Source organism: Micromonospora sp. LOL_013, from assembly GCF_048060315.1.
GTDB lineage: Bacteria > Actinomycetota > Actinomycetes > Mycobacteriales > Micromonosporaceae > Micromonospora_E.
Genome location: NZ_JBHMIQ010000050.1, coordinates 24,226 through 42,398 on the forward strand (window position 1 = coordinate 24,226; position 18,173 = coordinate 42,398).

18 protein-coding genes are annotated in these 18,173 nt (G+C 71.1%); 5 read left to right on the forward strand and 13 right to left on the reverse strand.

The window, feature by feature from the left end; all coding sequences use genetic code 11:
* The first annotated feature begins 4 nt into the window (after positions 1-4).
* Positions 5-1,441: a DEAD/DEAH box helicase gene (locus ACFHWS_RS25875; protein WP_416551080.1), complete on the forward strand. Its 1,437-nt coding sequence runs from the start codon at positions 5-7 to the stop codon at positions 1,439-1,441.
* Between the two features lie 67 nt (positions 1,442-1,508).
* Positions 1,509-2,129, forward strand: a complete 621-nt coding sequence (locus ACFHWS_RS25880) for a putative glycolipid-binding domain-containing protein (RefSeq protein ID WP_416550688.1) — start codon at positions 1,509-1,511, stop codon at positions 2,127-2,129.
* 6 nt (positions 2,130-2,135) lie between these two features.
* Here the strand turns inward: ACFHWS_RS25880 and ACFHWS_RS25885 are convergent, their stop codons facing one another.
* Complete coding sequence (locus ACFHWS_RS25885) at positions 2,136-3,236, reverse strand: PLP-dependent cysteine synthase family protein (protein ID WP_416569297.1); 1,101 nt, start codon at positions 3,234-3,236, stop codon at positions 2,136-2,138.
* Positions 3,237-3,266: 30 nt separating this feature from the next.
* Positions 3,267-3,716 carry an Lrp/AsnC family transcriptional regulator gene (locus tag ACFHWS_RS25890; RefSeq protein ID WP_416550684.1) on the reverse strand — a complete coding sequence of 150 codons (450 nt, stop codon included), beginning with the start codon at positions 3,714-3,716 and terminating at the stop codon, positions 3,267-3,269.
* Between the two features lie 247 nt (positions 3,717-3,963).
* On the opposite strand from ACFHWS_RS25890, the gene ACFHWS_RS25895 reads away from it, so the two are divergent.
* On the forward strand, positions 3,964-4,224 hold the full coding sequence (locus tag ACFHWS_RS25895; protein WP_347403703.1) for a BldC family transcriptional regulator: 261 nt from the start codon (positions 3,964-3,966) through the stop codon (positions 4,222-4,224).
* 23 nt (positions 4,225-4,247) lie between these two features.
* Here ACFHWS_RS25895 and ACFHWS_RS25900 read toward each other — a convergent pair whose 3' ends face one another.
* Positions 4,248-4,877, reverse strand: a complete 630-nt coding sequence (locus ACFHWS_RS25900) for a UbiX family flavin prenyltransferase (RefSeq protein ID WP_416550681.1) — start codon at positions 4,875-4,877, stop codon at positions 4,248-4,250.
* 111 nt (positions 4,878-4,988) lie between these two features.
* On the opposite strand from ACFHWS_RS25900, the gene ACFHWS_RS25905 reads away from it, so the two are divergent.
* A complete protein-coding gene (locus ACFHWS_RS25905) occupies positions 4,989-6,053 on the forward strand; it encodes a terpene synthase family protein (RefSeq protein WP_416550679.1) in 1,065 nt (354 codons plus the stop codon).
* Between the two features lie 19 nt (positions 6,054-6,072).
* Here the strand turns inward: ACFHWS_RS25905 and mqnP are convergent, their stop codons facing one another.
* The 8 genes from mqnP to hemL form a co-directional block, all read right to left on the reverse strand.
* A complete protein-coding gene (gene mqnP / locus ACFHWS_RS25910; protein WP_416550677.1) occupies positions 6,073-6,999 on the reverse strand; it encodes a menaquinone biosynthesis prenyltransferase MqnP in 927 nt (308 codons plus the stop codon).
* A complete protein-coding gene (locus ACFHWS_RS25915) occupies positions 6,996-8,459 on the reverse strand; it encodes a menaquinone biosynthesis decarboxylase (protein ID WP_416550675.1) in 1,464 nt (487 codons plus the stop codon). The genes mqnP and ACFHWS_RS25915 overlap by 4 nt, the downstream gene beginning before the upstream one ends.
* A gap of 83 nt (positions 8,460-8,542) precedes the next feature.
* Positions 8,543-9,544, reverse strand: coding sequence for a c-type cytochrome biogenesis protein CcsB (gene ccsB, locus ACFHWS_RS25920; RefSeq protein WP_416569298.1), 1,002 nt, complete (start codon positions 9,542-9,544; stop codon positions 8,543-8,545).
* Positions 9,544-11,133 carry a cytochrome c biogenesis protein ResB gene (resB, locus tag ACFHWS_RS25925; RefSeq protein ID WP_416550671.1) on the reverse strand — a complete coding sequence of 530 codons (1,590 nt, stop codon included), beginning with the start codon at positions 11,131-11,133 and terminating at the stop codon, positions 9,544-9,546. Before resB ends, ccsB begins: the two co-directional genes overlap by 1 nt.
* On the reverse strand, positions 11,133-11,933 hold the full coding sequence (locus ACFHWS_RS25930) for a cytochrome c biogenesis CcdA family protein (protein ID WP_416550669.1): 801 nt from the start codon (positions 11,931-11,933) through the stop codon (positions 11,133-11,135). Before ACFHWS_RS25930 ends, resB begins: the two co-directional genes overlap by 1 nt.
* Positions 11,926-12,615, reverse strand: coding sequence for a TlpA family protein disulfide reductase (locus ACFHWS_RS25935; RefSeq protein WP_416569299.1), 690 nt, complete (start codon positions 12,613-12,615; stop codon positions 11,926-11,928). The genes ACFHWS_RS25930 and ACFHWS_RS25935 overlap by 8 nt, the downstream gene beginning before the upstream one ends.
* A gap of 1 nt (position 12,616) precedes the next feature.
* A complete protein-coding gene (locus tag ACFHWS_RS25940) occupies positions 12,617-13,264 on the reverse strand; it encodes a histidine phosphatase family protein (RefSeq protein ID WP_123607031.1) in 648 nt (215 codons plus the stop codon).
* Positions 13,261-14,628 carry a glutamate-1-semialdehyde 2,1-aminomutase gene (gene hemL, locus ACFHWS_RS25945; protein ID WP_416550667.1) on the reverse strand — a complete coding sequence of 456 codons (1,368 nt, stop codon included), beginning with the start codon at positions 14,626-14,628 and terminating at the stop codon, positions 13,261-13,263. The genes ACFHWS_RS25940 and hemL overlap by 4 nt, the downstream gene beginning before the upstream one ends.
* Before the next feature lie 117 nt (positions 14,629-14,745).
* Here hemL and ACFHWS_RS25950 point away from each other — a divergent pair, with 117 nt between their 5' ends.
* The gene (locus tag ACFHWS_RS25950; protein WP_281552162.1) at positions 14,746-15,075 is read left to right on the forward strand and encodes an STAS domain-containing protein; all 330 of its coding nucleotides are present in this window, start codon (positions 14,746-14,748) and stop codon (positions 15,073-15,075) included.
* A 58-nt stretch (positions 15,076-15,133) separates the two neighbouring features.
* Here ACFHWS_RS25950 and ACFHWS_RS25955 read toward each other — a convergent pair whose 3' ends face one another.
* Entirely contained in the window at positions 15,134-15,682 is a 549-nt protein-coding gene (locus tag ACFHWS_RS25955; protein ID WP_416550664.1) for a response regulator, read from the reverse strand.
* On the reverse strand, positions 15,679-18,173 hold a 2,495-nt coding region (locus ACFHWS_RS25960), incomplete at its 5' end, for an ATP-binding protein (protein WP_416569300.1). The genes ACFHWS_RS25955 and ACFHWS_RS25960, both read right to left, overlap by 4 nt.

The following is an 18,173-nucleotide window of genomic DNA, read 5'->3' on the forward strand; positions in this document are numbered from 1 at the left end:
CGTCGTGGTCACGGCCGCCGGGCCGGCGGCCGAGGAGCCTGACTTCGCGGCGCTCGGGCTGCCCCGGCAACTGGTCCGGACACTCGCCCGGGAGGGCATCACCACTCCGTTCGAGATCCAGCGCGCCACCGTGCCCGACGCGTTGGCCGGCCGGGACGTGCTCGGCCGGGGCCAGACCGGCTCCGGCAAGACCCTCGCGTTCGGCCTGCCGTTGCTGGCTCGGATCGCCGACGGCCGCCGGGCCCGCCCACTGCGGCCCCGAGCCCTGATTCTGGTCCCCACCCGCGAGCTGGCGATGCAGGTCAACGACGCGTTGTTCCCGCTGGGCCGGGCGGTCGGGGTCTTCCTCAAGACGGCGGTCGGCGGCGTCCCGTACGACCGGCAGATCGATTCGCTGCGTCGCGGTGTGGAGATCATCGTGGCCACCCCGGGGCGGCTCGGTGACCTGATCCAGCGCGGCGTCTGCCAGCTGGACGACATCGAGATCACCGTCCTGGACGAGGCGGACCAGATGGCCGACATGGGCTTCCTGCCGGAGGTCACCGAGCTGTTGGCCAAGACTCCGGCGGATGCTCAGCGGCTGCTCTTCTCGGCCACCTTGGACAACGACGTCGACACACTGGTCCAGCGGTTCATGACCGATCCGGTCACCCATTCCACCGCGCCGGCCACCGCCGCCGTGACCACCATGGACCATCATCTGCTGCTGATCCCGCCGAGCGACAAGTTCGCCGTGGCCGCTTCGATCGCCGCGCGCTCCGGACGGACCATGATGTTCGCCCGTACCCAGCTGGGCGTGGACCGGCTGGTGGACCAGCTGGCGTCGGTTGGGGTGCGGGCCGGTGCCCTGCACGGCGGCAAGACCCAGCGGGTACGCACCCGTACCCTCGCCGAGTTCAAGGAAGGGCGGACGAACGTCCTGGTCGCCACGGACGTGGCTGCCCGGGGCATCCACGTCGACGGGGTCTCGCTGGTGGTGCACGTCGACCCGCCGAAGGACCCCAAGGACTACCTGCACCGGGCGGGGCGGACCGCGCGGGCCGGCGAGTCCGGCGCGGTCGCCACCCTGGTGCTGCCGAAGCAGCGGCGCAGCACCCTGGCCATGCTGGAAAAGGCCGGGGTGGAGCCGGCCCAGACCCGGGTACGCCGCGGCGACGCCGCGTTGTCCGAGCTGACCGGAGCAACCGAGCCGAGCGGCGTACCGATCGTGAACGAGCCGGAGCCGCCCCGGCAGTCTCGCGCGCGGGGGGACCGGTTCCGGCCGGACCGCCCCGACCGCTTCCGGGGGCGGGGCGACCGCTCCCGGGCGGACGGGGCTGACCGCTTCCGAGGCGACGGCGAGCGGGGTGCCCGGGGCGGTGCCGACCGGGCCGGTGGTGACCGACGGCGCGGCGGTGGTGACCGGCGCTTCACCGACCGGCGGCCGAGCCGCAGCTACTGACCCGCGTGCGTGACCGGCGCCGGCGACCCGCTCCGCAGCGGCTCGTCGGGCCGGTACGGTCGGGAACATGCCGACGTTGCCGAAATCGATCGTCTGGACGCGGACGGACACCGGCGGTGCCGATCAGGTCCTCTTCGACGACCAGCGCGGGCTGACCGCTCGCGGGGTGGCGGTGGCGGCGGCGCCGCTGCCGTACAGCTGCCACTACGAACTCGCCACCGACGAACAGTGGGCCGCCGTCCGGCTCACCGTCACTGTCGAGGGTGCCGGCTGGCTGCGGACCGTACGGATGGAACGGGCGCTTGGCCGGTGGCGGGTGAGCACCGCCGAACAGGGTGACCTGGACCGTGCTTTGCGGGCGGCCGGGCGCAGCCCGGTCGGCCTGCCCGGCACCGAGGAACCGGGCCGGCTCGACGCGGCCCTCGACGTCGATCTGGACGCGGCGCCGCTGTTCAACACCCTGCCGATCCGCCGGTTGCGGTTGTCGGAGCAGCCGGCCGGGCAGGAGCACCGGCTGGTCGCGGCCTGGGTCCGGGTGCCGAGCCTGGAGGTGATGCCGATGGAGCAGACCTACACGGTGCTCGGCGCTGACCGGGTCCGGTACCGCAGCGACAGCTTCACTGCCGACGTGACGGTGGATCCGGACGGGTTCGTGCTGCACTACCCGGGGCTCGCGCAGCGCGCCTGATCCCGATCAACACACGTCGGTCGGCCATTCGCCGGTACGCAGGAAGTGTTCGGCCACGGCTTGGTACGGGGTCAGATCGAGCTCGTGCCGGGTCAGCCAGTCGGCCGAGTAGTAGCTTGCGGCGTACCGTTCGCCGCTGTCGCACAGCAGCGTCACCACCGAGCCCTGCTCGCCGGCGGCCCGCATCTGCGCGATCAGCGCGAACGCGCCCCACAGGTTGGTGCCGGTCGACCCGCCGACCCGCCGACCCAGCAGGTCGCTGGCGATACGCATGGCGGCCAGTGAGGCGGCGTCCGGGACCTGGATCATCCGGTCCACCACGGACGGCTGGAAGGACGCTTCGACGGTCGGCCGACCGATCCCCTCGATCATCGACCCCCGGCCGGTCGAGGTCGACCAGTCACCGCTGCACCATGCCGGGTAGAAAGCGGAGTTTTCCGGGTCGACGACGCAGATCTTGGTGCGGTGCCGCTGGTAGCGGACGTACCGGCCGACGGTGGCGCTGGTGCCGCCGGTGCCGGCACCGACCACGATCCAGTGCGGGACCGGGTGCCGTTCCAGCGCGAGCTGGGCGAAGATCGACTCGGCGATGTTGTTGTTGCCCCGCCAGTCGGTGGCCCGTTCGGCGTAGGTGAACTGGTCCATGAAGTGCCCGCCGAGGTCTTCGGCGAGCCACCGTGCCTCGATCACTACAGCGGCCGGGTCGCGGACCAGGTGGGGGCGGGCACCGTGGAACTCGATCTGGGCGATCTTCTCGGCCGAGGTGCCGGCGGGCATCACCGCGACGAACGGCAGGCCGAGCATCCGGGCGAAGTACGCCTCGGAGATGGCGGTGGAGCCGGACGACGCCTCGACGATCGTGGTCTGCGGACCGATCCACCCGTTGCACAGGCCGTAGAGGAACAACGAGCGGGCCAGCCGGTGCTTGAGCGAGCCGGTCGGGTGCACCGACTCGTCCTTGAGGTAGAGGTCGATGCCCCAGGACGGGGGGAGTGGGAACGGCAGCAGGTGGGTGTCGGCGGACCGGTTGGCGTCCGCCTCGACCTTGGCGATCGCGTCGGTCACCCAGGCCCGGCCGGCGTCGTCGTACCGGTCCAGTTCGTTCATTCGCAGACGGTAACAAGTGATGTTGTCGAATCACCCGGTCAGGGGGCGGGGCCGGTTCTCCCATTTGGTGGACAGCGTGACGCTGGTCCGGGTGTTGGCGATGCCCGGTGTCCGGTTCAGCCGCATGATGAGCTGTTCCAGCTCGGCGATGGTGCCGACCCGGGCGAGGCAGAGAAACGACTCGGTGCCGGCCATGAAGTAGCAGGATTCGATCTCCGGCATGTTGCGCAGCGCGTCGAGCACCGCCTCGGTGTCGGCACCTGAGTCTTCGACCAGTCCGATCAGGGCGGTGACGCCGAGCCCGACCGATTCCGGCTGTGCGTCGGCCCGGTAGCCGCGCAGCACGCCGGAGGTTTCGAGCTTGCCGATCCGTTCGTGTACGGCGGGGGCGGAGAGTCCGACCTGGCGGGCGAGTTCGGCGTAGGAGAGCCGCGCGTTGCCGCGCAGCAAATCGACGAGCCGGAGGTCGATGGCGTCCACGGGATGTAGACCCTAGTGCCTGTCGCCCGCCCGGGTGGCCCGCTGGTCGACGAGCTGGGGTGAATTACAATATAGGGCGCTAATCCTACCGGGCAACTGCCCAGTCGGGTAGCTCTGCTCATTTCCCGGACACGGCGGTCGGCCGGTGCTCTAATGGCCGTACGTCTGGCACTACGGCATCTGGCACACGGTCCATCGGGGGGCTGACTGGCCACGCCAGAGCCGTCGTGGACGCGAGGAGGGGACCGTGGACACTGGAGATCGTCTGCTGACGCCGGGCGAGGTGGCCGCGCTGTTCCGTGTCGACCCGAAGACCGTCACACGATGGGCAGCGGCCGGCCGGATCGGCAGTATCCGAACTCCCGGAGGCCATCGTCGGTTCCGGGAGTCCGAGGTGCGTGCGCTACTCGAAGGCGAAGGCGTGCTGGAGGAGATGCAGGCGGAAAGCGCGGAGACCACTCGGCCCCGGCACACCGAGAACGGATCAGGAGCAGCCGGGCCGTACTGACGCCGGCCGTACTGAGCCGGTGGTCACGGCCGGTCCGCGCCCAACTCGCCGGACCACCGCCGGAACAGGTCATGCGGTACGCCGAGCGCGTCCAGCACCTTGCCGGCGACGAAATCGACCAACTGGGCGGCGGTGGCGTCGGCACCCGCACCATAGAAGCCGGGACTGGCCGGCAGCACCACCGCCCCCGCATCATGCAGGGCGAGCAGGTGCTCCAGGTGACTGCGGGTCACCGGGGTCTCCCGGGGGACCAGCACGACCGGCCGCCGTTCCTTGAGGTTGACCTCGGCGGCCCGCTGCAACAGATCCTTTGACAGCCCGATGGCGATGCCGGCGCAGGCCGCCGTGCTGGCCGGCACGACCACCATGCCGCGCGCCTGGTACGAGCCGCTGCTCGGCCCGGCGGCGAGATCACCCGCCGGCCAGAACCGTACGTCCGCGTCGTCCAGCCCACGGCCGAGCCAGCGGGCCAGGTCGGCGCGCCAGTGGCTGTCCCGCAGCGGCGCGCCCGTCTCGTCGAGCAGGGTGAGCCGGGCCGCGCGGGACACCACCAGGTCGACCGGATGGCCGGCGTCGAGCAGTGCGCGGAGCACCGCGGCCGGGTACGGCGTACCGGACGCCCCGGAGACGCCGATCACCCATGGTCTTCTCATCGAGATCCCTGTTCGCGTGGCTGGTCGCGGGCTGTCGCCGGTGCCCGGTCACCCCATAGGGTAAGACGACCCGCCTTACGGACACATTGGCAGCAACTTCGCAGGCAGCCCATGGACTCCCGCAAATTCACCCCGTCGCCGCCCCGCCCCGACATCCCGTACGGCTCTTCCTGCCTCGACGAGCCGGCCGCCGAACTGCTCGGCGAGCTGCTCGTGGAGCTGCGCGCCGCGTGCCCGCTGCCCACAGTGCTGTCCCCGTACGCGGCGCAGGCCGACTCCTGGCTGCCCGGCTGGCTGCAGCGGTGCGGCCTGCCGCCGGGCACCGCCACCCATCGTCGGCTCGCCGGGGCCCGAATCGGGCGGTACGCCGCCCGGCTCTATCCGAGCGTGCCGGTGGGCCGGCTGCGTGTGCTGGCCGCCATGTTCGCCTGGTTCTTCCTGCTCGACGACGAGTTCGACGGGGTCGCGGAGCCGCAGGAGGGGAGGTTGCGCCGACTCGCCGACGAGGTGCTGGCGGTGCTGGGCGCGAACCCCGAGCCGCGTCTCGACCCCGAGCCGCGTCCCGATCAGGCGTTTGCCGGGCCGCTGCGCCGAATGCTGGTCGGTCCATGGCGGGTCGTGCGTCAGTCGATGCCCGACTGGTGGTGCCGGCGGTTCATCGAGGCGGTGGCGGAGCACCTCGACGGAGCGGTACGCGAGGCGGTGAACAAGGCAACTGGTCACCGGCCCGGCCTGGACGAGTACATCGAGCTGCGTCGGGCGACATCGGCGGCGCACGTGGCGTACACCTTGATCGAGTACGCGACCGGCGACCTGGTGCCGGACGCCGTCTTCCACCACCCCCGGGTGCGCGATGTCCGAGTCGCCGGCAACGATTTGCTCTCCTGGTACAACGACCTCTTCTCACTGTCCCGCGACCTGACCACCGCCGGCGGTCACAACCTGGTGGTGGCGGTCGCCGAGACGCGGCGGGTGCCGATCGGCGACGCGCTGGTCATCGTCGCGCACCGGTGGCGGGCCGAGATGGCGGCGTTCGGCGCACGCCAAGCCGAGGTGCCGCCGTTCGGGCCGGACCACGACCGGGCGGCGCACGGCCTGCTGGCCGGGGTCGGGTACGCCGTGCGCGGCACCATCGACTGGTCGTTCGAGAGCGCCCGCTACCGGCAGCGGCGCTGACGGCCGGGGCGGTCAACGGTCAGCGCAGGCCGAGCCGTACCACCAGGTCGACCAGGGCGAACGCGAACAACGCGATGCCGACGAAGCCGTTGGCGGTGAAGAACGCCCGGTTGACCCGGGACAGGTCGGTCGGCGTCACCACCAGATGCTGGTAGCCGAACGCCACCGCGGTCAACGCCAGCCCGATCCACCACGGCCAGCCGAAGCCGACCAGCACGCCGAACCACCCGAACAGGGCGAACGTCACCAGGTGCGCCACCGTCGAGGCGTGCAGCGCGAAGCGTCGACCGTACCGGGCGGGCACGCTGCGTACCCCGATCTCACGGTCGACCTCGGCGTCCTGGCAGGCGTAGATCAGGTCGAACCCGCCGATCCACAGCCCGACCGCCGCGCCGAGCAGGATCGCCGGCCCGGCACCGGCGAAGGTGCCGGTGACCGCCAGCCAGGCACCGACCGGGCCGATCAGCTGGGCCAGCCCGAGCACCGCGTGCGGCCAGTCGGTGAACCGCTTGGCGTACGGGTAGACCACCAGTGGGACCGCCGCCAGCGGGGCGAGCGCGAGGCAGAGCGGGTTCAGCGCGGCGGCGGCGCCGAGGAAGACCACCAGCGCGACCACCGCGCCGGTCCAGGCCGTCCGGACGCTCACCGCCCCGCTCACCAGTTCCCGCCCCGCGGTACGCGGATTGCGCGCGTCGATGTGCCGGTCGATGATCCGGTTCGCGGCCATGGCGAACGTCCGGGCCCCGACCATCGCGACGGTGATCAGCAGCAGGTCGAGCCAGCGGACGCCGCCGTCCAGGCGGGCCATCACGGTCAGCGCGGACAGGTACGCGAACGGCAGCGCGAAGACGGAGTGCTCGATCGCGACGAGCCGCAGGAAGGCTCGGATCTTGCCGACCGGGGCGGCGGGCGCGCCGGTCGGCCCGGCGGTGGCTGCGGCGCTCACGAGATCCCGTACTCCCGCCAGCGCTTGTCCACCAGCGAGACGATCTCCGGTGACATGGTCATCTCCTGCGGCCAGCCCCGGGTGTAGCCCTCAGTGGGCAGTTTGCGGGTCGCGTCGACGCCGGCCTTGCCACCCCAGAACTGCTGGTACGACGAGTGGTCGAGGTGGTCCACCGGACCTTCGGTGAGCAGCAGGTCGCGGGCGTAGTCGACGTTGCCGAAGGCGCGGAACGCGACCTCGTGGTAGTCGTGCACGTCGCAGTCGTCGTCGACCACGACGATCAGCTTCGACAGCGACAGCAGGTGGGCCCCCCAGATCGCCGACATGATCTTCTGGGCGTGCTTCGGGTAGCGCTTGCGGATCGACACGATCACGCAGTTGTGGAACACCCCGGCGGCCGGCAGGTCGTAGTCGACGATGTCCGGGATCAGCATCCGCAGCAGCGGCAGGAAGATCCGTTCGGTGGCCTTGCCGAGCCCGTGGTCCTCCTGCGGCGGCTTCGAGGTGATGATCGAGTGGTAGAGCGGGTCCCGCTGGGTGGTCATGCATTCGATGTGCAGCACCGGGAACGGTTCGACCGGGGTGTAGAAGCCGGTGTGGTCGCCGAACGGGCCCTCCGGCAGCCGCTCGCCCGGCTCCAGGTAGCCCTCCAGCACGATCTGGGCGTGCGCCGGCACCTGCAACGGTACGGTCCTGCAGTCGACCATCTCGACCCGCTGGCCGCGCAGGAATCCGGCGAACAGGTATTCGTCGATGTCGCCGGGCAGTGGCGCTGACGCCGAGTAGCTGACCACCGGGTCGCAGCCGATCGCCACCGCCACCGGAAGCCGCTCGCCGCGCCGCTCGGCGACCGCGTGATGGGCGGTGGAGTCCTTGTGGATCTGCCAGTGCATGCCGAGCGTGGTCGGCGAGTGCTGCTGCAGCCGGTAGAGGCCCAGGTTGCGCTTGCCGGTCTCCGGGTGCTTGGTGTGGGTCAGCCCGTAGTTGTGGAAGATGCCGCCGTCGCCGGGCCAGACCTGCAGCCCGGGCAGCCGGTTCAGGTCGACGTCCGCGCCGGTGTAGACGACCTCCTGGCAGGGTGCGGTCCTGACCTTGCGCGGCGGCAGCGAGGTGAGCTGCATGACCTTGCCGAGTCCGTCGCGGATGCCCGACCAGCCGACCGGTAGGTCGGGCTTGATCATCGCACCGATCCGGTCGCCGATCTCGTTCAGGTTCTCGACGCCGAGCGCCATCGCGGTGCGCCGTTCGGTGCCGAACAGGTTGATCGCCACCGGCATCTCGCCCCGGGTGGGCCGGTCGAACAGCAGCGCCGGGCCGCCGGCCCGCACGGTCCGGGTGACGACTTCGCTGATCTCCAGCGTCGGATCCACCGGTACGTCGACCCGCCGCAGCTCGCCGGCCGTCTCCAGCGCCGCGACGAAGTCCTTCAGATCCTGGTACGGGAAACCTGGAGCCGCCATGCCGCCAAGTCTGGCCTACCCGGTGGCCGCTGCCACCACCCGGGGCGGTGATTCGCGCCGCGTCCGGACTCGGCCGGTGCCGGTCAGGCGTAGGAGTGCAGGCTCTCGAAGAAGTAGTTGACCCCGAACAGGTTCATCAGCATGGTGAGGAAGCCGAGGATCGCGATCCAGGTGACCGTGGTCCGCCGTACGCTCGGGGTCGCCCGGGCGTGCAGGTAGCCGGCGTAGATCACCCAGGAGATGAACGCCCAGGTTTCCTTCGGGTCCCAGGCCCAGGCCCGGCTCCAGGCGTGTTCGGCCCAGATCGCCCCGGCGATCACCGCGAAGGTGAACACTGGGAAGCCGATGGCGTGCAGCCCGAAGGTGAGCCGTTCCAGCGACACCGCCGCCGGCACCCGCTTGGCCAGCAGGTAGGGGAAGCCTCGCCGCCCCTGCTCGTAGCCGGACCGGAGCAGGAACATGGCGGCCGGGATCGACCCGAGCAGCAGCAGTCCGGACGACGCCATGATCGTGGAGACGTGGATGGCGTACCAGTAGGACTGCAGGGCCGGCACCAGCGGTGTGATCGGGGTGTAGAACACCAGGCCGGCCAGGCCGAGCAGGGCGACCATGACGAGCGCGACGAACAGGCCGAGCAGCCGCAGCGACGGCCGGCGGTGGACCAGCACCAGCCAGGCGGCCACCCCGACGAAGGTGATCGCCAGCACGTACTCGTACATGTTGCCCCACGGCAGCCGCTCGGCGGCGACCCCCCGGGTGACCAGACAGGCCAGGTGGAACAGGGCACCCAGCACGGTGGCGCCGACGGCGAACCAGCCGGCGAGTCCGACCGCCGGCCAGCCGGTCCGCTCGCCGCCCGTACCCGTGGTCTTGTAGACGGCCGGACCGGTCAGGTCGGATCCAGGCGTCGGCTGAGTGGGTCCGCCGCCGGTCCCGGCGGCCGCGACGGCGGCGAGCTCGCGGTCGGGCACCGTCGCGGCGGCGGTACGCCGGGTGCCGAACCCGGCTTCGACCGCGTGGCAGATCATCGCGAGCAGATACGCGAAGATCGCCACCACCAGGAGTTGATCCGACAGTGCTGACATCAGTGCCGTCCTTCCCGTGGCCCGGCGTCGCCGCCGAGTGCCCGGATGAGCTCCCGGAACTCGTCGCCGAACCCGGGGTGGTCGGTGCGCGGCAGCCCACCGGCCTCGATCAAGCTACTACCGGGCGTCGTTGACGCTGCGTCGGGGCCGGTCGGTGTGACCCGGAACCACACCCGGCGTCGCCGGCCGAACAGTGCCGGCATCAGCCCGAGCAGCAGCGCCGTCGAGCTGGCCAGCAGCAGGCCGCTGCCGGGATCGTGCCGGACCGACAGGGTCACGTACTGCGAAATGTCGAGAAACTCGATGGTGGTGCCGTCGTCGAGGGTCATGGTCTCGCCGACCCGCAGCAGCTGCGGATCACCGACCGGTAGCAGCCTGCCGGCCTCCACCTGCCGCTGGTCGATCTGGTAGACCGAGCCGGGGATGCCGGCGTCCAGGCCGAGGTTGCCCCGGTACGCCCACAGCATCACCGCCGGGTCGCGCAGCTCCGGGTGAGTGGAGCGGACGTACGGCGGCTGCTGCGGGGCGGACGGCAGGAAGAGCCCTTCGAAGGCCACCTGCAGCTGCGGATCCCGTTCGCCGTTCGCCGGGTCGACGTTGGCGTCCGGGAAGCTGGCGACGCCTTCGCTGGTCAGCATCCCGTCGACGGCCAGGAACGGCGCGGAGACGGTCTGCGATTGTCCGTAGCGGTCGGTGTAGCGCAGCACCGGCACGTAGCCGTGCCCGAGCAGGTAGACGTTGGCGCCGTCGAGGCGCAGCGGGGAGTTCACCGAGAACGCCTCGGTCCGGGCGGCCCCGCCGTCGGCGTCGACCTCTACCTCGGCGGAGTAGCTGTCCGGCTGTCCGGTCTCCAGGAAGGTGGCGGTGAAGTCGGTCAGCTCCAGACAGAACCGGGGCAGGTCACCGTCGGAGATCCGGGGGCCGAGTCGGTACTCGTCGTACTGCTGCACGGTGTTGCAGAACGCGGTGTCCGGCCCGGCGACCAGCAGCCGGTTGCCGTTCCAGCCGAACCAGCTCCCGACGGCGACCCCGAGCAGGATGCCGATCAGCGACAGGTGGAAGACCAGGTTGCCGGTTTCCTTCAGGTGGCCCTTCTCGGCGGCGACACTGTCGTCGGTGACGGTGACCCGCCAGCGGCGGCGGCGCAGTTCGGTGGCGATCGCGTCCCGCGCGGCGGCGGGTGCGTCGCCGGCCGTGGTGTCGCCGGCGGTGGTCCAGCGGGCGTGCTGCGGTAACCGGTCGAGCCGGCGCGGGGCGGCCGGCGGCGCGGCCCGCAACGCCCGTACATGCTCGCGCAGCCGGGGCACGATGCAGCCGACCAGGGAGGTGAACAGCAGCAGGTAGATCGCCGCGAACCAGGTCGAGGCGAACACGTCGAACATGCCGAGCCGGTCCAGCACCGGGGCCAGCCGCGGGTTCGCCGCGAAGTACGCGTCGACGTTTTCGATGTTGACGTCGCGTTGCGGCAGCAGCGAGCCGGGGATCGCCGCCACCGCCAGCAGGAAGAGCAGGATCAACGCGGTCCGCATGCTGGTCAGCTGCCGCCACGAGTTGCGCAGCAGGGCCAGCGCCGGATTCGGCCGGGACATCAGATGCCGACCTCGCCGGCCCCCACGGTGGCCTGGAACCAGATGACGAAGTCGGTCCAGGCGCCGGTGACCAGCGCCGACCCGACCAGGATCAGCATCGCCCCGCCGACCCGGGTGACCCAGCGGCTGTTGCGCCGGATCACCGTGAACACGCCGAGCAGCCGGCGGAACGCCAGACCGAAGACGACGAACGGCAGACCGAGCCCGAGGCAGTACGCCACGGCGAGCGCGACCGCCCGATCGGTCTGGCCACTGACCGTCGCCATCCCCATCACCGCGCCGAGGGTGGGGCCGACGCACGGCGTCCAGGACAGCGCGAAGACCGCGCCGAACACCGGGGCGCCGACCAGGCCGGCCTCCGGCAGCCGGCGTACCCGCACCTCGCGTTGCAGGCCGGGCACCAGACCGAGGAAGGCCAGCCCGAACAGGACGATCAGCAGCCCGACGCCGATCTCCACCGGCCGCTGGTAGACGAACAGGTGCCGGCCGACGCTGGCCATCAGGATCGCGGTGAGGGTGAAGACCACGGTGAAGCCACTGATGAACAGCAGGGTCCCGGCCAGCACCCGGCCGTGCCGGCCGCCGAAGGAACTGCCAGCACTCGCGCTGGCAGCGCTGCCGCTGCGGCCGCCGGTGGCGTCGAGGTCGGAGCCGGCCAGTCCGGTGACGTACGACAGGTAGCCGGGGGCAAGCGGCAGGATGCACGGGGAGAGGAAACTGACCAGCCCGGCCAGCGCGGCCAGGCCGAGAGCCAGCAGCACCGGACCGCCCCGGGCGATCTCGGCGAACGTCTCACCCATCGGCCGGGTCCGGCTCGGCGCCGGCGCCGCCGCCGGTCGCCTCGGCATCGTCGCCGGTCGCCTCGGCATCGTCGCCGGTCGCCTCGGCGGCGACCTGTTCGACCAGCGGCTGCAGGTCGTCCTGGCGGATCTCGGCGCGGACGACGGTGGCGATCCGGCCGCTCCGGTCGATGATCATCGTCGCGGGGATGCTGTTCGGCGGGATGTTGAAGTCCAGGGCGAGCCGGCTGGCCGGGTCGAACAGGCTCGGGTACGTCACCCGGCCCGCCTCGAAGGCGCGGGCCTTGTCCCGTTCGTCGCGGACGTTGATGCCGAGGAACCGCACCCCCCGGTCCCGGGTCGCCTGGTAGGTGGCCTCCAGGTCGGCGGCCTCGGCCCGGCAGGGCGGGCACCAGGAGCCCCAGAAGTTGACCACCAGGACCTGGCCCCGGTACGCCGCCGGATCGAACGCGGAGCCGTCGAGCAGCTCGGCGTCCAGCTCCGGCGCTGCCGGCCGGTCGTCACCGGTGCACCGGATCACGCCCTGCGGGTCGGTCTCGCAGTCGGTCGCCCAGTCGCTGGCCGCGCAGCCGGTCAGAACGAGCGCGGCGGCCAGCGTACCGGCGAGAAGCACGGCAGACCGGGCGAGCCGGGCGGCAGGCCGACAGCCAGGCGCGATCAGCCCACGACGTGCCGACCGCATCTCAGGCCCCCTTGGCCGTCCGCGCCGACGGCGACATGGCGATCAGGTGGGCGGCCGGCTCGGAGTAGCCGATGCCGACCACCTTCGCGTCCTCGAAGTGGATCGCGGTCAGGCTGGCCAGGCCGCACTGCCGGCGGCGCGGGTCGTGCCAGAGCCGCTTGCGTTCCAGGTAGCGGCGCAGCGTCCAGATCGGCAGCTGGTGGGAGACGCAGACCGCCTCGTGGCCCTCGGCAGCGACCCGGGCGGCGTGCACCGCAGCGAACATCCGCTCGGCGATAGCGGTGTAGGCCTCGCCCCACGACGGGGTGACCGGATCGCGCAGCACCCACCAGTTACGCGGGTCACGGAACGACCCGTCGCCGGGGGAGACCCGCCGGCCCTCGAACCAGTTTGCCGACTCGATCAGCCGTTCGTCGACCGAGACCGGCAACCGGAACTGGGCCGCGATCGGCTCGGCGGTCTCCTGGGCGCGTTCCAACGGACTGGCGACCACGTGCACCACGTCCCGGTCGGCGAGGGCCTGGCTGGCCGCCTTGGCCATCTGCACGCCGAGTTCGGAGAGCCGGAAACCGGGCAGTCGGCCGTACAGAATCTTCTCCGGGTTGTGGACCTCGCCGTGCCGCAGTACGTGGACGACCGTCCGTTTCATCCGTTGTCCCCCAGCGTCGGTGCCCGCAGCGCGCCGTCCGCCGCCGCAGCCGCTGCTGCGGCCCCGGCCGGCAGCGCCGCCGCGAGCTGCTCCAGGGCGGCGTCGTCGATCGCCGCCGAGACGAACCATGCCTCGAACGCACTGGGGGGCAGGTAGACGCCGTGCGCGAGCATCGCGTGGAAGAAGGCGCGGTACGCGTCGACGTCCTGCCGGCGGGCGCCAGCGTAGTCGGTGACCTCGGCGTCGGTGAAGAAGATGGAGAACATGGTGCCGGCGGTGGAGAGCCGGTGCGGCACTCCGGCGGCGGTGAGCGCCCCGGTGGCCAGCTCGGCGACCCGGGTCGCGGTGTCGGCCAGCCGCCGGTACAGGTCGGTGTCGGCCAGCCGGAGCGTGGCCAGCCCGGCGGCGCAGGCCAGTGGGTTCCCGGAGAGCGTGCCGGCCTGGTAGACCGGGCCGGCCGGGGCCAACTGCCGCATGATCTCGGCCCGGCCACCGAACGCTGCGGCCGGCAGACCGCCACCCATCACCTTGCCGTACGTGTAGAGGTCGGCGTCGACCGGCTCCAGCTCGGCCCAGCCGCCCCGGGCGACCCGGAACCCGGTCATCACCTCGTCGACGATCAGTAGCGCGCCGTGCGCGTGGGCGATCCGGGCCAGCGCGGCGTTGAAGCCGGGGGCCGGCGGCACCACACCCATGTTGCCGGCGGCCGCTTCGGTGATGATCGCGGCGATCTGGTCGCCGTGCTCGGCGAAGGTCGCCTCCACCGCCGCCACGTCGTTGTAGGGCAGCACGATCGTCTCGCTGGCGGCGGCACCGGTCACCCCGGGCGAGTCGGGCAGCCCGAGGGTGGCCACCCCGCTACCGGCGGCGGCGAGCAGTGCGTCGACGTGGCCGTGGTAGCAGCCGGCGAACTTGACGATCCGGGGCCGACCGGTGTGCCCCCGGGCCAGCCGGATCGTCGACATCGTCGCCTCGGTGCCGGAGTTGACCAGCCGGAGCTGGTCGACCGGGGTACGGTCGACGATCTCGGCGGCCAGCTCCACCTCGCCGGGCGTCGGCGTACCGAAGCTGGTGCCGTGCGCGGCGGCTGCGCTGAGCGCGGCGACCACCTCGGGGTGGGCGTGGCCGAGGATCAGCGGTCCCCAGGAGCAGACCAGGTCGAGGTAACGTCGGTCGTCGGCGTCGAACAGCCACGGGCCGGACCCCCGGGCCATGAATCTGGGTGTCCCGCCGACCGCCCGGAAGGCGCGCACGGGCGAGTTGACCCCGCCAGGGATGATCTTGGTGGCGCGGTCGAACAGGGCCTGGGATGCGGGCGCGTGCGCCGGGTACGGGCAGGCGTCGGCAGTTTCGGTGGCAGTCACGGCCCTGCCATTGTGGCAGCGTCACCAGGCGACCGCACATCCGACCCTGCCCAGCGGCCGGGTTGCGGCGACCGCCGTACCAGGGCCGGGTTCGCGCTGTCGCGATACGCTGGCCGGGTGGAACGGGCGGAGTTGTCGATCGCGTTGCGGCGCACTCCCGACGAGGCTGTACTACGCCTCGTCGGTGAGATCGACATGCTCACCGCCGCCCAGTTGTCCACCACCGTCAACGATCTGCTCGGTGACGCGCCGGCCCGGATCGTGCTGGACATGGCCGGTGTCACCTTCTGCGACTCGCAGGGGCTGGGCACCCTGGTGGTGCTCACCCGCAAGGCCAGCCACGCGCAGAGTCTGCTGCTGCTCACCAACGTCGGCGAGTTCCTGCACCGGGTGTTGAACATCACCGGGCTGCGGTCGGCGCTCACCATCCGTAACGGCGCCGGCTGACTCGGGCCGGCTGACCCGGCGTCGCGGTCAGCCGGGGGCGGCCAGCCCGGCGCTGCGGTCAGCCGCCCCAGCGGGCCGTCTCCAACTCGTCGGCGACCTCGGCCGGATTCACCTCGTCGTCGCGCAGCCGGGCGGCTGCCCGGTCGATCGCCGCACGCAGTTGCCGTACCTGTTCGTCCCGCTGCCGGACCAGGTCCGCCTGGGTGGCGAGTTGGCGGTTCTTCACCCAGAGGTCGACGAAGACGCCGACCTTGGCCCGCAGCACCCATGGGTCGAAGGGCTTGATCAGGTAGTCGACCGCGCCGACGGCGTACCCGCGCAGGGCGAGTTGGGCATCGCGGTCCGCGGCGGTCAGGAACAGGATCGGTACGTGCCGGGTGCGTTCGCGACGCTTGATGTGGTTGGCCGTCTCAAATCCGTCCATCTCCGGCATCTGCGCGTCCAGCAGGATCACCGCGAAGTCGTCCACCAGCAGCTTCTTCAGCGCGTCCTCGCCGCTCTCCACAGCCACGGCCTGCACCGGCATCCCCTGCAGGATCGCCTCCAGGGCGAGCAGGTTGTCCCGCCGGTCGTCCACCAGCAGTACCTTCGCCGATCCGGCAGTCACGAGTTCAACTCCTCAGCCGCGTTGATCCAGGTCACCATCAGGGTGATCAGTTCGTCCAGGTCGACCGGTTTGGTGATGTAGTCCGTCGCCCCGGCCTGCAGCGCGGACTCCCGGTCACCCGGCATCGCCTTGGCGGTCAGGAAGACCACCGGCAGGTCCGCGAAGCGTTCATTGCGGCGGATGATCCGGGTCGTCTCGTAACCGTCCTGGTCCGGCATCATCGCGTCCATCAGCACGATGTTCACTTCGGGGCGTTCGGCGAGTTTACGTACGCCGTCGACCCCGTTGTCCGCGTAGATCACGGTCATCCCGTGCAGCTCCAGCGCGCTGGTCAGCGCGAAGACGTTGCGAACGTCGTCGTCGATGATCAGTACGGTGGCCCCGTCCAGCCGCCGGGTGGTCGGCGGTTCGGGGCGGTCCACCTCGATCGGCCGGGTCAGCGGTGGCAGCGCGGTGCGGATCGGCGCCGCGGCCGGCAACGGTGCCGGCGGCAGCACCGCGTCGGTGTTGAGCACGTCGGGAACGTACAGCGTGAAGGTGGATCCTTCGCCCGGCACCGACGAGACGGAGATCGCGCCGCCGATCAGCCGGGCCAGGTCGCGACTGATCGACAGGCCGAGGCCGGTGCCGCCGTAGCGCCTGCTGGTCGTTCCGTCCGCCTGCTGGAACGCCTCGAAGATCAGCGAGAGCTTGTCGTCGGAGATGCCGATTCCGGTGTCGATCACCGTGAAGGCGACTACCTGGTCGGCGGTGGACAGTGCGGGTTGTTCGAAGGTCAGGTCCGGCGGGGCGGAGGCGATCTGCAGCGTCACCGACCCGGCATCGGTGAACTTCACCGCGTTGGAGAGCAGGTTGCGCAGGATCTGCTGCAGCCGCTGCGCGTCGGTGACGACCGCCGGCGGCAGGTCCGGTGCCACCTCGACGCGCAGTTCCAGCCCTTTCTCGTCGACCTGCGGCGCGAACGCCTGCTCGACGTACGACCGGATCTCGCCGAACGGCACCTCGGCCGGCTGCACGTCCATCCGGCCGGCCTCGATCTTCGACAGGTCGAGGATGTCGTCGATGAGTGACAGCAGATCGGAGCCGGCACTGTGGATGGTCTTGGCGAACTCGATCTGCTTGCCGGTGAGGTTGTCGTCCGGATTGTCGGCCAGCAACCGGGCCAGCAGGAGCAGCGAGTTCAGCGGGGTACGCAGCTCGTGGCTCATGTTGGCCAGGAACTCCGACTTGTACGCCGAGGCCCGGGACAGCTGCTGGGCCTTCTCCTCCAGACCGATCCGGGCCAGTTCGATCTCCCGGTTCTTGGTCTCGATGTTGCCCTTCTGTTCGGACAGCAGGCGGGCCTTGTCCTCCAGTTCGGCGTTGGTGCGCTGCAGTTCGGCCGACTGGGCCTGCATCTCGTTGGCCAGCCGCTGCGACTGGGCGAGCAGCTCCTCGGTGCGCTTGTTCGCCTGGATGGTGTTGACCGCGATGCCGATCGTGGCGACCAGCCGCTCCAGGAACGCCAGGTGCAGCTCGGAGAAGGCGGCGACGGAGGCGAACTCGATCACCCCCAGCATCTCGCCTTCGAACAGCACTGGCAGCACCACATGGTCCCGGGGCGGGATGCTGAGCAGCCCGGACCGCAGGGTGAGCGCGCCGGTGGCGCCGGCGCCCACCCGGATGGTCCGGCGGGAGACGGCGGCCTGGCCGACCAGCCCTTCACCCGGCCCAAAGATGATCTTGTGGTCCCGGGCCACGTAGCCGTACGCGGCGGTGAGCCCGAGGCGGGTCACCCCGTCGTCGGCGTCGGCGAGGAAGAACGCGCCGAGCTGCGCGTCGACCAGCGGCGTCACCTCATTCATGATCATGCGACAGACCTCGCCGAGGTCCCGCTGCCCCTGCAGCAGACCACCGATCCGCGCCAGGTTCGAGTCCAGCCAGCCCTGCTCGGCGTTCTTCTTGGTGGTGTCCCGCAGGGTGACGATCATCTGGTTGATGTTGTCCTTCAGCTCGGCGACCTCGCCCTGCGCCTGCACGGTGATGTGCTGGGTCATGTCGCCACGGGTCACCGAGGTGGAGACCTGCGCGATCGCCCGCAGCTGGGTGGTCAGGGTGGACGCCAGCTGGTTGACGTTCTCGGTGAGGTCGCGCCAGGTGCCGGAGACGCCCTTGACCTGTGCCTGACCGCCGAGCTCCCCCTCGGTGCCGACTTCGCGGGCGACCCGGGTGACCTCGTCGGCGAAGGAGGAGAGCTGGTCGACCATGGTGTTGACGGTCGACTTGAGTTCGAGGATCTCGCCGCGTGCGTCGACGGTGATTTTCTGGGACAGGTCGCCCTTGGCGACCGCGGTGGTGACCGAGGCGATGTTGCGGACCTGGCCGGTGAGGTTGGAGGCCATCGAGTTGACGTTGTCGGTGAGGTCGCGCCAGGTGCCGGAGACGCCCTTGACCTGTGCCTGGCCGCCGAGTTTGCCTTCGGTGCCGACTTCGCGGGCGACCCGGGTGACCT